Below are 14,226 nucleotides of genomic sequence, written 5' to 3' on the forward strand. Positions count from 1 at the left end.
ACTCAGAAGTGAAACCTCTTTGCGCTGATGGTAGTGTGGGGTTACCCATGTGAGAGTAAGTCATCGCCAGCTCATTCATTCTAAAATCCCCCTGACTCGTAGAGCAGGGGGATTTTTTATATTTAAAAAATGGAAAGAGGAAAGGAGATGATCTGTACAATTCCCCATTCTTTTCAGACTTGTAGTCTGTAAAAGAAATAATGCAAAATATTTAGAATAAAAAAGTGAGCGATATAAAATCAAAGAAAATAAATCCATACAAAAACAATTAACTACAGAACAAACAGCAGATCTTTTAAATATTCTAAAAATACGATTTGAGCGAAATATGCAGCGGCATAAAGCCATGCAATGGTCGAAGATCCAATATAAGTTGGAGGAAAACCCAGAAAAATGTGCTCATTACATGCAATGGAGCGAACAGGTGGAGAACCTGATGTTGTATTGCATGATCATATCACCGATCAGTATATTTTTATGGATTGTAGTATAGAGAGCCCATCAGGTCGTAGGAGCTTATGTTATGACCGGAAAGCACTAGATTCTCGGAAAACCCATAAACCTGAAAATTCAGTCTTGGATTTTGCTTCAGTTATGGGCGTCGAATTGTTAACCGAGCATGAGTATTATGAACTGCAAGCGATAGATTCAATGGATATGAAAACTTCAAGCTGGTTATTTACACCGGATGATATCCGCAAGAAAGGCGGGGCTCTTTTTGCGGATAAACGTTATGGACGAGTTTTTGTTTATCATAATGGAGCAGAATCTTATTATGCTTCTCGAGGTTTTCGAGCGTTACTTAGAGTCTAAAACACAACAAATGAATATGAATAATATCCTCCTATCTCATAGGCAGAAGGATTTCGATTAAATTTATAAAGCACCCTTTAAAGTGTTGTGATGTTGTTTAACTTGTCTTGCATACTTTTCACCTTGTTTTTTCATCTTAGAACTGGAGTTGTAGCCTGCAGGTCCAACATTGTAATAGGCAAGAGCTTTAGGCCAACTTCCTGCTTTGTTGTTATAGGTGGCTAAAATATAGGTGCCGCAATTAATATTATGATATTCATCACTTAAATCACCTGGACAAGTTTGTTGCCAGTAACGTGGAATCACCTGAGTAAGTCCAACAGCACCTGCGGATGAAATGGCATAATTCTTATAACTTGATTCTTGTCGGATCATGGCAGCTAATAGTAATGGATCAACAGCATATTTGTCCGCACTTTGGATAATCATCGGAGATACATGATTTGCCGTATCGGGTGCAACAGCATATGCTTTTTGTATGCCAGTGGATAATTTGGCAGATCGTTTAGCGACTGAACTCCCACCAAAGGATGTACAGCCGGTAAAAGCTAGAGTAGTAATGACGATCGCTGTTGATTTAAATGTAAAAAAATTATTAGGGGATAATTTTGAACGTAAATGAGATAAATGGCGCGTAATTAACAAGGTTAGAAACCCAAAGTAAAATTTTATTGAAGTTATGCTAGTGGTCTGCGTAAAACGAGTCAATAGTCGATGTTTAGTATAATTCAAACGATTTGTGAAGTATTTTTATGAATGAAGCATTCAATAATTTAATGTTTCAAGCTTTAAATTAAAGCGTCCCATTATATTAATGGGACTCACTGCTTAAAAATTTTGTTAATTACTCAATTCTTGCACAATGGCTTGATTAAAAGCAGGAATATCATCTGGGCTTCGTGATGTGATCAATAGCCAATTGTTGGTATTGCAGTGATGAACTTCTTCATCGACCCAATTCGCACCTGCATTTTCTAAATCCAGTTTTATACTTTTATAAGAGGTTAAATTTTTATCTTTAATTCTTTCCGCATTAATTAATACCCAAGGTCCGTGACAAATGGCAGCAATAGGTTTTGCATTATCTGTAAAGTGCTGAATAATTTTGTGAGCATCCTTATTTAATCGAAGGATATCAGCATTTACCGTTCCTCCAGGAATGACCAAAATATCATAATCCTCCGGAGAGACTCTAGATAAAGTGGTTTGCGGAGTATAAGAGGTTGCATGTTCCTTATCACTCTTAACCGTTTGAACATCCTTTTGTTCTTCTGCGGCATGAATCACTTCAATACCTTTTGATTGTAAATATTCAGACGGTTTGATCAGCTCATCTTGTTCTACGCCCACATTGGAAGTAATAAATAAGGCTTTTTTAGACATTTTAGTGATCCTGAATGACTGATTGAAAGTTCAACATTAGCAAGCTGAACCCATGAAGCTGTACAAATTTTGACTTATTCTTGTTAGGGTTTGAAAATTCTTGGCAAAAAATAAGCCCCATCATCGTGACGGGGCTTATTCAGATTAGTTACAAGGTATAACTCCTGTTTTACCCTTATGTATCCTGCTTATATCGTTTATTATTTTTATTATGGAAACATCATGCTTCCTGATATTTTTATACTAGGGCTCCTGCTGATTTTAGCATAGGTGTCAATGAATGCTTTCTGCGTAAGCAAATGCTGACATGGGAGATAAATCAAAAGGGCGAGTATAAGAAATCCCAAATTAAAAAATGTTCTTTTGAAGGCGAGAACATTTTTTAAAATGTAGAAGAATTACAATCGTTTTTCCATCCAGATTTCACAGGCTTGACTATGACCTGTGTTGCCTTTAGGGTGATTTAAATACTCAAACCCTAATTTTTCATAAAGTTTGACAGCTTGCCAAAGTTCTTTGGTGGTTTCTAAATAGCAAGAATGAAAACCATGCTGTAGGGTAAACTGAAAAGCTTTTTCTAGAAGTTGCTTGGCGAATCCTAGACCACGTATTTCTGGTAAAAAATACATTTTTTGAATTTCTAAAATGGTGCGATCACCTTTTAAAGGCGATAAACCACCACCACCCAAAATTTCACCCTGTTCATTTTCAATCACCCAATATTGTGCATTAGGTTGCTGATAAACCGTGTATAAGTCATCTAAAATTGGGTCAGCTACAGCAAAACCTGATTCAGGAGCAAGTCCGAACTCTTTGGAAACTTCGCGAATGACGCGTGCAATTTCAGCATTATCTTGTGCTTGAATAGGTCTAACTTGATACATAAGCTTAAATATATAGAAATAAAAAAAGATGGATTTTTATAACGCTATATCTGATAAAAATCCATCTTTTGGCCGATTTTATGCTTTGAAAAAGCGAGAAATTATTTTAATTCACTGGAACTCTTGCCCAATTCACGACGTGCAATAATCAATTGTTGAATCTGTTGTGTGCCTTCAAAAATATCCAGAATTTTTGAGTCACGTGCCCATTTCTCTAATAGTTCATCTTCGTTATAACCGACACTTGCAGCAAGTTCTACACATTTTAAAGTAATTTCATTACAGATTCGTCCCGCTTTTGCTTTGGAAATGGAGGCTTCACGTGAGTTCGGTTTTTTATTATCCGCCATCCAGGCCGCTTTCATGGTCAGTAAGCGAGCCGCTTCCCACTCGGCTTCCATACGGTAAATTTGTGCTGCGATATGAGTGGTTTGCAAATAGGGCATAGCGTAATTTTCATCTAATTGATCTTTGAAAATTTCCTTAATTCGTTCCAATGAGGCTTTGGCACATCCGACTGCCATGGCAGCAACCAGTGGTCGGGTATTGTCAAAAGTTTCCATGACTCCTGCGAAACCTTTAGCCACATCAATTTCAGCGTGGCCCAACAGATTTTCTGCGGGTACACGGCAATCAACGAAGCTGATCACAGCTGTATCGGATGCTTTGATTCCCAGTTTATGTTCCAGGCGTTCTACTTTCATGCCAGCTGTACCTTTAGGAACGACAAAGGATTTAATGGCAGCACGTCCGAGTTTTTTATCTAAAGTTGCCCAAACTACAACAGAGTCAGCACGCTCACCAGAGGTTACGAAAATCTTTTCACCATTTAAGATGTAATCATCACCGTCTTTTGTCGCTGTGGTACGAATGGCTGCAGAATCTGAACCGCAGCCGGGTTCAGTAATGGCCATGGCTGCCCATGTGCCTTTGAAACGTTCCAGCTGTTCGTCATTTGCCACGGCTGCAATGGCAGAATTCCCTAAACCCTGACGAGGCATACTGAGTAATAACCCAGTATCTCCATAGCACATCTCAATGACCCCAAGAACGGTAGACATATTGACGCCATTTTTATTTCCCGATTCTGTACTTCCACGTTTTCCAACAGCAGCCCCCGCATTGATGCCTTCGCCACCATCATTCATGCCATCAATGAGTGAGGCAAACATGTCCAGTTCTTTAGGATAACTGTGTTCAGCTTTATCATATTTACGTGAAATAGAGCGTAGTACATTTAAAGCAGATTCATGAGCTTGATCAATCAACATCTTAAATTTTTTAGGATTTTGTAAATTCATTGGCTCGATTCCTTATTGTTATGGATTAAGCATGTAAGCCTGAATGTAAGATCGCTGTTGCACGTAGGTCACGGTACCAGCACTCAACCGGATGTTCCTTGGTAAAGCCATGACCACCCAGTATTTGCACACCATCGGTGCCGATTTTCATCGATTTTTCTGCACAGAATAAACGTGCCAAATAGGCTTCACGATGAAACGGGTGACCTGCTTCAGCCAGGCTGGCTGCATTTAAAATCAACATGCGCATGGCGTCAATTTCAATCGCCATATCTGCAATCATAAATGCCACACTCTGACGGTGTGAAATAGGTTCACCAAAAGCAGTACGTTGATTGGCATATTGAATACAGTAAGCTTTTACGGCTTCACAAGTTCCAAGAGCCATGGCGCACCACATCAGGTTGCCCAAATCCAAGAAGACCGGATAATTAAAGTCATCATCACCTAATAATTCAGCCGGACTATTATTAAAGTGTAAAGTCACCGTTTCTGTAGCTTTTAAGCCCATTGCTGGACTTTTCTTCGCGGTAATGCTGCTGTCGCGTTTTACAATGAAAACCTCTGGCAAGCCATTCAGTTCAGCATTTACCAGAAATAGATCGGCAGTTTCACCCAATATCACTAAAGTTTTTTCTCCATGAAGGGTGTATTTTTCATGAATTGAAGTCGCTTTGGTTTTTAGCTTGAAAGGGTTAAATGCAGCGGTTGCTTCTTGTACCGCAAATGTCGCGAGAATATCGGGATCATTTGCGAAGCTTGCTAAATAGGTGGACTGAACTTTTTCAGAACCCCATTGGATAATCGCATTAATCACACTAAATGTGGAAAGTAAGCCTGCCGTTAAGCTGAAATCTCCTTTGGCTAAATGTTCAGCAATGAGGATATTGCTTACAATATTCTTTTCCGTCGCAACTCCACCTAAAGCTTCAGGAAGCGCATAGTAATTCAGTCCTAAATCAGTAGCATGTTGCCAAAGTGCTGCGGGAAATTTTTCATTATTGTCTGCTTCAGCGGCTAAGGGATAAAGCACTTCTGCTGCAAATTGATCCATCGCATCACAGGTCATTTGCTGTTCTTCAGTCAGACTTAAATCAAATAATGACTTGTGTTGATTTGGAAGGCGTTGTTTGCTGATATTGGAATTGGCTTTAAATGCTTTTTGGGTCTTGGTTAGGGTTTTAAAACCGATTTTTGAACCTTGATATAACGATTTTTCAAGAAATTTACGCAGTTTGAATTGATCAAGAACCTCGCTACCGGCAATTTTAGTGATCAGTAATAGCCCAAATCCTTGTGCTTTATTTACCATATTGGTCATTGTTATCGTCCATCGATTTTCGATTCTTTGTATTTTTATGCTGACATGTGAATTTGGAAAAGACTATGTCATGACTGACAATTAAAATTGACTTGGATGAACGGTTTGAAATAAATTTTAAAGTTATTAAATGTTTGAATAATATTTGTTTTTAATCATTATAAAGGCAGGCTAGAAAGATAAGGTTGACTAGAATGACAATGCAGTCACTCTAGTCAGAATAGATTATAAAAATTTTTCGACCATCTTGCGCACATTGGTTTTTGCATCAATGACAGTCATAAAAGTGTATGCCCCAATGAATTTACGACTAATAAACATAAATTCTTTTGGGGGAACGCTGAAATAACGCGATGCCATCGATTTGGATGCACGTTGCATTACGCGACTATGCAATTGGCTTTTTTTCCAGTCATAGCGTTGCTGCTCATCCATCACACCTTGAGGTAAGTCTGGATTATTAGCAGTTGTGCTAAATGCTTCAGTGGCCAATAAAAACACTTTGGCCATATCTGGCTTAATGCTTTGCGGAATGGAGTCAAAGAATTCATAACCCGTCATGGCACGAACCATTTCATCAATATTGTGATGATAACCGGCTTGAATCAAATTACGTGCAACACTCAGCAAATGTTCGTCAAATTGACGAATGGCCCCAAAATCTAACAGTACAATTTTATCTTGGCTATCTTCACCATTGCCCAAACGCACCAAATAATTACCAAAATTTGGATCGGTTTGCATTTCGCCCCATTCAAAAATTTCACGTACCGCAATTTCGAGAGAGGCTTCACCGAGCTGGTTGCGACGCTCTTGAGGCAAAGACAGCATCACAGGGCTATTGATTGGTACGCCTCGTTCAAAAGTCATGCATAAAATTTGATCTGTGCAATATTCATCCACAATCTGCGGCACAATATAGCGAGGATCATCTTTTAAACGCTCGGCAAAACGACGTGTGGTCGCAGCTTCAATGTCATAATTCACTTCGCGATGCATCATTTCACGAACTTCATCAAACCATTGATCAAATTCGCGTGTTTGCGGCACCATGCGGGTCAATTTGAGCATGTTTTTAAACAGGCTCATGTCTGAATCAATGGCCGCTGCTACACCCGGATACTGGATTTTGAGTACAATTTCCAAACCATCTGATTTTCGTGTGGCACGATGTACCTGGGCTAAAGAGGCGGTGCCTAAAGGTTCATGATCTATGGTTAAGTCATTGAGCTTAGAACCCAATTGTTGTTCTAGATGTTGTTTAATCGCAGGCCAGGCAAGTGCAATGGTTTGATTATTTAAAGTATTCAGCGCTTGAGTAATTTCTTCAGGTAAAAAATGTTCGCCATAAAGCGCCATCATTTGCCCAATTTTAACGATAGAACCTTTAAGTTTTCCAATTTCAGAAACAAGATAATCGGCTTGTTCTTTCATGGCTTTTTTACGTTTCTTTTCTTTTTCTGCTTCACTGGAAAACATGGTGGTTGCGCTAGAGGCCGCCCATCGCGTCCCTGCCAGTAAGGATGCTTTAGCGATAGATAAACGTCGATCCATAGAGGAGGTTTTGAGTTGTTTAAGCTTATCGTTCTGATCTGACATTAAACAAAATCCTTTAATCAGCAAGTCGCAGAATAATTAAATAATTAATTGTAGCGGATATTACCGCGTATTCACGTATTAAAAAAGTTCAACCTGCTGTACAGGGCATTAATATGCTTAATATTTAATTTATTTTCCATAAAAGCTCTAGTCCTATAAGAACTAGACGCTTTTCACACGCGTGAAATAAATGGGTTACTCACACTTTTATCAGCCTTGAGAAGGATACCCGCACAGGCAATTGTGATGAAGGTAGATTAGATAAATATTTACATGCGGAATTGAATTTTAATGTCACTTTTTTGCTTCAACACGGTTTTATTATCTTGAATATGTTTAAAAATCATAGCTTGAACAGTGTCATGTTTAAAACCGAGGGCATAACCTTTGACAATAATAATGCTGGGTAAACTAAAGAACAGATATTTGGCATCATCTTCTGATGGGGCTGTGTAGATGTTGTATTCAATCAAGGTTTGCTGAAAGAATTGTTTCTCGCTTTCAACCTGGGCTGAATCTGTGTCATTCCAATAGTTTTGGCGCATTGCCATTAAATTATTGTGTTTGTAGCTCATAAAAAAATATTTAGACAGAGAGTGAAAAGTATATAAGGGCATTTGGTGCAGATTCAATGTGTAATTGTAATGAAGTTTTTATCGGATTTAGGCTTGAGCTGCAGTGATATAGGAATTTGCACATGATTGTTGTAGTATCTTTGAATAAACAAAACAATATTATTTAAATTTGAGTCATTTAAGACAGGGGAATGTGATGCGATTTTTAATGCCAGTGATTTTCAGTATGGCTGCTTTGGGCTCAACCGCAGTTTTAGCACAAGGATATTCTGACGAATATAACAAATGCCTAAACACATCTTATGGTCAAATTGAAACAGTCAAAAAATGTGTAGATAAAGAGTTGAAAAATCAGGAAAAAATCCTGAATAAATATTATAAAAATTATTTAAAAAACAGTGGGATTAATCAAAGTAATGTCGAGCAGCAGCATAAGCTTTGGTTAAAACGTGTTAATCAGCAATGCTATTTAAAAGTGACCTCGAGCTTCCTTAAAGTCAAACAGGAAAAATGTGTTTTAGAAATGACGATGGAACGTGCTTACTATTATCAAATTAAATAAATGGCGAATAGATTATTGTTTTTAATCTGCTTGAAACGTTATAAAAAACCAATAAAACAAGGTATCATAAGGCGCTTTAAAAATTTGACCTTGGAGATGCCTTAAGTGGATCAACTGACAATTAGCCCTGAACATTTACAGGAAGCCGCTGAAAACCTAACAACTATTCGTGATTTTATCCGTTTTGGTGTTTCAGCTCTACGTCAATACGATGCACACTTGGGTCAAGGTACAGAAGACTTTTTTGCAGAAAGCTCGGCTTTAGTATTGCAAACACTGGCACTGGACTGGAACGCAAATCCAGAAATTTTAGATGCGAAATTACTGCCAAGTGAAAAAGCTGAATTTATCAGTTTGCTGGAACGTCGTATCAATGAAAAAGTGCCAACTTCATATTTGTTGAATCTGGCATATTTCTGCGATAAACCCTATTATGTGGATGAACGTGTACTTATTCCACGTTCACCAATTGCAGAATTGATTAACCAACGCTTTGCACCTTATTGCCTAGATGAAAATGGTCTGGTGCGTGAAGCTTTGAACAATCTTCCTGAAAATAATAATCCGCAAACTCCGCGTCGTATTTTAGATATGTGTACCGGTTCGGGCTGTATCGCGATTGCATTGGCTTATGCTTTCCCTGAATCTGAAGTGGATGCGACCGATATTTCTAAAGAAGCTTTAGAAGTAGCATCGATTAACGCTGAACATCACAATATGCAATATCAGGTTGCATTGATGGAATCGGATTTATTTGCAAAAATTCCTGCTGAAAATCAATATGATTTAATCGTATCTAATCCACCGTATGTGGATGCAGAAGATATGGCTGATTTACCAGCTGAATTTTTACATGAGCCAGAACTTGCGCTTGCTGCAGGTCAAGATGGTTTAGATCTAGTTCGTAAAATGTTGGCGCAAGCTGCGGATTACTTAACTGAAAATGGGTTGATTGTCATTGAAGTAGGTAATTCTGAATGGGCAATGAAACAGAACTTTAATACTGTTGATTTCCATTGGTTAACTTTCCAAAAAGGTGGTTCGGGTATTTTTGCTTTAACAGCAGAGCAATGCCGTAAATACCGTGATTTATTTGTACAATCTGTTCAAGCATAAGGAGTTGTGAACATGGCAGGTAATAGTATTGGACAACTGTTCCGTGTAACGACTTGTGGTGAATCTCATGGCGTTGGCCTGATGGCAATTGTCGATGGTGTGCCGCCTGGGATCGAACTGACTGAAGCAGATTTACAAAAAGATTTAGATCGCCGTAAACCGGGCACCTCTAAATTCGCGACCCAGCGTAAAGAGCCGGATGAAGTCGAAATTATTTCCGGTGTATTTGAAGGTAAAACTACAGGTACATCAATTGGTTTATTGATTCGTAATACGGATCAGAAATCCAAAGACTACGGCAACATTGCGCAAACGTTCCGTCCGGGTCATGCAGATTATACCTATACCCAAAAGTATGGTTTTCGTGATTACCGTGGTGGCGGTCGTTCAAGCGCACGTGAAACTGCAATGCGTGTGGCTGCGGGTGCAATTGCGAAAAAATATCTGGTTGAAAAGTTTGGTATTAACATTCGTGGTCATGTCACACAAATTGGTACGGAAAAAACCGAAAAACTAGATTGGAATGAAGTTCCAAACAATCCATTTTTCTGTGGTGATGTTGATGCAGTGCCACGTTTTGAAGCATTAGTCACTTCACTTCGCGAACAAGGCACTAGCTGTGGTGCGAAGTTGGAAATTCTTGCAGAGAATGTTCCTGTAGGTTGGGGCGAGCCAGTATTTGATCGTTTAGATGCGGATATTGCACATGCGATGATGAGCATTAATGCGGTTAAAGGCGTTGAAATTGGTGATGGCTTTGCAGTTGCTGAACAGTTCGGCCATGAATCACGTGATGAACTCACTACAGATGGTTTTCTTGCCAATCATGCAGGCGGGATTCTCGGTGGTATTTCAAGTGGTCAAACCATTCGTGTGGCAATTGCACTGAAACCAACTGCAAGTATCACCACCCCAGGTAAAACTATTAATATCGAGCGTGAAGATACGGACGTATTGACCAAAGGTCGTCATGACCCGTGTGTCGGTGTTCGTGCGACACCAATCGCTGAAGCGATGTTTGCGATTGTGTTGATGGATCACTTCATGCGCCATCGTGCACAAAATGCGGATGTGGTTATGCCATTTGCACCGATTGAACCCAAGTGAGGAAAAGCAAAGCAATGCTTTGCCCGAACGCGGTAAGTGAATAGCAACAAAAAAGCACTACTTCGTTAGCTACAAACTTAGATAAAAAAACCAGACTTTAAGTCTGGTTTTTTTATGAATAGAATTTTGTTTGATGATGCTTTGTGATAATTTTCTTTTAATTAAATTTTTTAGAAAAATAATGCAGCCATTAAAATATAGACTGGCAAATGCCAGTGATGTTGAAAGCCTAGTTGCTTTGATAAATCAGGCATATCGTACAACTACAGGTGCTAGTTGGACCAGTGAACAGGATATTGTTGCTGGAGATCGAATCAATCATCAGCAGTTATTGGATAGTCTGAATCAGCAGAATTTTTCTCTATTTGTTGCTGAAATGGTTGAGGATTTAGAATCTGCTTTAGTCGCTTGTATAGGTTTAACCTTTCAGCAAAATGCCGTTGAAATAGGCACTTTTTGTGTCCACTCACGCTGGCAAAATCAGGGTATTGGAAAGCATGTTTTGAAATATGCTGAAAAAAAGGCTTTAGAAGAGTTGCCGAGCTTAACTCACTATGAAATGTTTGTACTTGATGCCAGAACAGAGCTGATTCAATATTATGAAAGATGTGGCTATTCAAAAACAGCATGTGTTGAATCGTATCCAATTGATGCCAATGTAGGGCAACCTTTGATTGATTTGAAATTACAACATATGACAAAGTCGGTAATTAAAGAGATGTAAATTAGATCTCTAAAACGGTGCATTTTAATCACTACAACAGCACAATTTGAATAACTGATTTCACTTTATTTTTACGATATTTAATTTTTCTTAAATTTATTTTTTTGTTTTAATTGTTTGATTAGTATGAATATTTTTATTTAAGATGAATTAATTAACAAATAAATGAATTTAGTGCTCGCGAATGGTACAAAAGTTGCTCATATTAATATAAGTAATTATTGCAGGAGAGATGTTCTTCTGTGAACACGCCGAAGGAGCAACGACCCCGGAAACTCTCAGGCAAAAGGACTGTAATAATTTCAAAAATCTGGAGAGAAGCATATTCAGTCAATATGCTCACCGAAGGGGATGGTCAGCGTTAAGTTTTTAACGTCATGATCGAAGCTCTCAGGTATCAATCACAGATGGGGCTCAGAAGAAATGTATACACATTTCCAGGGAGTGTCGTATGTGTCATATCGTTGTGATCGGATCAGGAATTACCGGTGTTACTTCCGCCTATGAGCTGGCAAAATTGGGCTATAAAGTTACCGTCATGGATAAACATTTATATCCAGCCATGGAAACCTCGTTTGCCAATGGCGGACAGCTTTCTGCCTGTAATGCAGAAGTCTGGAATCAAAAAGCCACAGTACTGAAAGGTATTAAGTGGATGTCCAATAAAAATGCACCACTGTTACTTAACCCTTCATTTGACCTGCATAAATATGGCTGGTTAATGGAATTCCTTGGCAATATTAAAAATTACGAAGCCAATACTCGAGATACCGTAAAAATGGCGCTATTAGCCCGTGAGCGTTTATTTGCTGTTGCTGAACAAGAAAATATTCAGTTTGATTTGGAAAAACGTGGAATTCTGCATTTCTATCACAGCAAGCTTGATTATGAAGTGGCAACGCGGGTGAATACTTTGCTTATTGAGGGTGGTTTGGAAAGAATTTCGGTTACACCAGGTGAAATTAAAAGCATAGAACCCAGTTTAAAGGGCGAATATTATGGCGGTTTTTATTGTCCCGGAGATGCCACAGGTGATATTCATAAATTTACCAAAGGGCTTGCTGAGGCATCTGAAAAATATGGGGTGAAATACATGTTTGGTATGGAAGTCACGGATGTCAAACATCATGCCACAGGTGTCACTGTACTTTATCATGCCAGTAATGAAAATATGCATTTAAATGCAACTTCAGTTGAATCATTGGAAGCGGATGCCGTGGTGGTGTGTGGCGGTGTCGGAAGCTATCACTTGGCAAATTTATTGGGTGATCGCGTCAATGTCTATCCAGTGAAGGGGTATTCTATTACGCTAGATTTAAATGATGAGGACAGCATCAAGAATGCACCGTGGGTGAGCCTGCTGGATGAAAGTGCGAAAATTGTCACTTCACGTTTAGGTGCAGATCGGTTACGTGTTGCAGGCACGGCTGAATTTAATGGTTATAACCGGGATATCCGGGCAGATCGCATACAGCCGCTGACCGATTGGGTGAACAAGAATTTTAATATTACCACTGAAAATGTCGTACCTTGGGCAGGTTTACGTCCGATGATGCCGAATATGATGCCAATTGTTCGACGTGGAAAGCGTGAACGGGTTTTTTATAATACCGGGCATGGTCATTTAGGCTGGACATTATCCGCAGCGACAGCCGTGATGATTAGTCAGGAAGTCGCTTCACAACATCCAGTTTAAGCGATAAAAAAGCATGGAGTTTTAGCTTCATGCTTTTTATTTTTTAGCTTCTAAACCTATTTTCTGGTGTTTAGGTAATTTACTGATTACCAGTTCATATGAGGCAATGACTAAATCTTGCACTAATTCCATGGTGATTTCTTTGCCTGGATAAATCGTAATCCAGTGCTTTTTATTCATGTGATATCCCGGACGAATCGACGGATAGATATCACGTAGCATTTCAGAGTCTTGCGGAGAGCATTTTAGAGTGACAATTTTTTCATTTTGATAGGTCATGGTCATCATAAAAATTTTATCCGAGACTTTATATACCTCCACCCCAAAGCCAAAAGGTTGTGAATGTTCAGCCGCGACTAGGTTTATAGCAGTTTCAATAGCAATTTTCTGAATCGAATGATCATCCATCAGCAGAACACTTTTTAAAAAAATTAAATTGAGTAATTAATCATAAATCCGATATACACCCACAAAGCGTTCACAGCCTTTCTGTTCTGTTTTAACCGATAAAATGGCCTTATTAAAATCGAACTGATATTTGCAATCATGTTCGTTATCCATGATTTCACTTTTCTGGTCAGGCGTTGTATAGGCTAAAAAAGGAATTGTTTGTGTTTCCAGTTTATTGTTTGGGTTACGGTAGGCGATGCCTTCAATTTTAATTCTATCTTTGCTGAGTTGATGGACTTGTAAATGCACAGGTTGACTGGCAATTTGACCATTTTCAAATTTTAAATAATGATTGGTTAAACTCTGATTTAGTGAGGTATAAAAATTGAGATCTTCAATGCGTAGTTCAAATTGTTGTTTATAACAATTTAAACTTTTACATTGTTGTAAACGCTTAAACCATAAAGTATGGGTATCTTCCAATAAGTGAACCGGTGCATCACTGACCAAAAATGCAGTGATATAATGATTGTTTAATTTTTCTCGCGATTGGGCAAAATTTGCAGCACAAATCTGTTTCATTGATGAAGTATTGGGGCTAGAACAGTCAATTTTTTGAGCATGAGCCAAAGTTGAGCACAAACAGCCAATACTGAATAATGTGCTTAATGTTTTAATGAGATTAATATCGGTATTCACCAGCATGATCGCTTATAATTTCACTATGTTGTGCTGATGTAACTATAGCGAAATAG

General features: G+C 38.6%; 14 protein-coding genes, 1 rRNA gene, 1 pseudogene and 1 riboswitch. Of the genes and pseudogenes, 7 read left to right on the forward strand and 9 right to left on the reverse strand.

From position 1 onward, the window contains the following. Both rrf and HLH18_RS01925 read left to right on the forward strand, forming a co-directional pair. A 5S ribosomal RNA gene (gene rrf, locus HLH18_RS16300) occupies window positions 1-72 on the forward strand; the annotation flags it as partial. 184 nt (window positions 73-256) lie between these two features. Further along, window positions 257-813 (forward strand): annotated as a pseudogene (locus tag HLH18_RS01925) (DUF4256 domain-containing protein). Between the two features lie 63 nt (window positions 814-876). Here HLH18_RS01925 and HLH18_RS01930 read toward each other — a convergent pair. From HLH18_RS01930 to HLH18_RS01960, 7 genes are all read right to left on the reverse strand, one after another. Then, window positions 877-1,452, reverse strand: a complete 576-nt coding sequence (locus HLH18_RS01930; protein WP_350642243.1) for a lytic transglycosylase domain-containing protein — start codon at window positions 1,450-1,452, stop codon at window positions 877-879. A 201-nt stretch (window positions 1,453-1,653) separates the two neighbouring features. After that, the gene (locus HLH18_RS01935; protein WP_171545610.1) at window positions 1,654-2,196 is read right to left on the reverse strand and encodes a type 1 glutamine amidotransferase domain-containing protein; all 543 of its coding nucleotides are present in this window, start codon (window positions 2,194-2,196) and stop codon (window positions 1,654-1,656) included. 398 nt (window positions 2,197-2,594) lie between these two features. Beyond that, complete coding sequence (locus HLH18_RS01940) at window positions 2,595-3,080, reverse strand: GNAT family N-acetyltransferase (protein WP_171545611.1); 486 nt, start codon at window positions 3,078-3,080, stop codon at window positions 2,595-2,597. A gap of 101 nt (window positions 3,081-3,181) precedes the next feature. After that, window positions 3,182-4,381 carry an acyl-CoA dehydrogenase family protein gene (locus tag HLH18_RS01945; protein ID WP_171545612.1) on the reverse strand — a complete coding sequence of 400 codons (1,200 nt, stop codon included), beginning with the start codon at window positions 4,379-4,381 and terminating at the stop codon, window positions 3,182-3,184. Window positions 4,382-4,406: 25 nt separating this feature from the next. Next, the gene (locus HLH18_RS01950) at window positions 4,407-5,693 is read right to left on the reverse strand and encodes an acyl-CoA dehydrogenase family protein (RefSeq protein ID WP_171545694.1); all 1,287 of its coding nucleotides are present in this window, start codon (window positions 5,691-5,693) and stop codon (window positions 4,407-4,409) included. Between the two features lie 234 nt (window positions 5,694-5,927). Next, window positions 5,928-7,301, reverse strand: a complete 1,374-nt coding sequence (locus tag HLH18_RS01955; protein ID WP_171545613.1) for an ABC1 kinase family protein — start codon at window positions 7,299-7,301, stop codon at window positions 5,928-5,930. A gap of 269 nt (window positions 7,302-7,570) precedes the next feature. Then, entirely contained in the window at window positions 7,571-7,876 is a 306-nt protein-coding gene (locus HLH18_RS01960; protein ID WP_131287302.1) for a hypothetical protein, read from the reverse strand. A gap of 196 nt (window positions 7,877-8,072) precedes the next feature. On the opposite strand from HLH18_RS01960, the gene HLH18_RS01965 reads away from it, so the two are divergent. The 5 genes from HLH18_RS01965 (at window position 8,073) to HLH18_RS01985 (ending at window position 13,081) form a co-directional block, all read left to right on the forward strand. Then, the gene (locus HLH18_RS01965; RefSeq protein ID WP_131287300.1) at window positions 8,073-8,438 is read left to right on the forward strand and encodes a lysozyme inhibitor LprI family protein; all 366 of its coding nucleotides are present in this window, start codon (window positions 8,073-8,075) and stop codon (window positions 8,436-8,438) included. Between the two features lie 105 nt (window positions 8,439-8,543). Next, a complete protein-coding gene (gene prmB, locus HLH18_RS01970; RefSeq protein ID WP_171527842.1) occupies window positions 8,544-9,554 on the forward strand; it encodes a 50S ribosomal protein L3 N(5)-glutamine methyltransferase in 1,011 nt (336 codons plus the stop codon). A gap of 12 nt (window positions 9,555-9,566) precedes the next feature. Beyond that, the gene (gene aroC, locus HLH18_RS01975; protein WP_171545614.1) at window positions 9,567-10,661 is read left to right on the forward strand and encodes a chorismate synthase; all 1,095 of its coding nucleotides are present in this window, start codon (window positions 9,567-9,569) and stop codon (window positions 10,659-10,661) included. A gap of 181 nt (window positions 10,662-10,842) precedes the next feature. Beyond that, window positions 10,843-11,385, forward strand: coding sequence for a GNAT family N-acetyltransferase (locus HLH18_RS01980; RefSeq protein WP_171545695.1), 543 nt, complete (start codon window positions 10,843-10,845; stop codon window positions 11,383-11,385). A 214-nt stretch (window positions 11,386-11,599) separates the two neighbouring features. Further along, a riboswitch (glycine riboswitch) is annotated at window positions 11,600-11,689 on the forward strand. Window positions 11,690-11,836: 147 nt separating this feature from the next. Next, window positions 11,837-13,081, forward strand: a complete 1,245-nt coding sequence (locus HLH18_RS01985) for a D-amino acid dehydrogenase (RefSeq protein ID WP_171545615.1) — start codon at window positions 11,837-11,839, stop codon at window positions 13,079-13,081. Between the two features lie 36 nt (window positions 13,082-13,117). Here HLH18_RS01985 and HLH18_RS01990 read toward each other — a convergent pair whose 3' ends face one another. Together HLH18_RS01990 and HLH18_RS01995 are read right to left on the reverse strand one after the other, a co-directional pair. After that, the gene (locus HLH18_RS01990; protein WP_171545616.1) at window positions 13,118-13,489 is read right to left on the reverse strand and encodes an MmcQ/YjbR family DNA-binding protein; all 372 of its coding nucleotides are present in this window, start codon (window positions 13,487-13,489) and stop codon (window positions 13,118-13,120) included. Between the two features lie 36 nt (window positions 13,490-13,525). Beyond that, window positions 13,526-14,176 carry an A1S_1983 family putative colistin resistance protein gene (locus HLH18_RS01995; RefSeq protein ID WP_171545617.1) on the reverse strand — a complete coding sequence of 217 codons (651 nt, stop codon included), beginning with the start codon at window positions 14,174-14,176 and terminating at the stop codon, window positions 13,526-13,528. Window positions 14,177-14,226 lie beyond the last annotated feature (50 nt).

Source organism: Acinetobacter sp. ANC 5414 (genome assembly GCF_013004295.1).
Taxonomy (GTDB): domain Bacteria; phylum Pseudomonadota; class Gammaproteobacteria; order Pseudomonadales; family Moraxellaceae; genus Acinetobacter.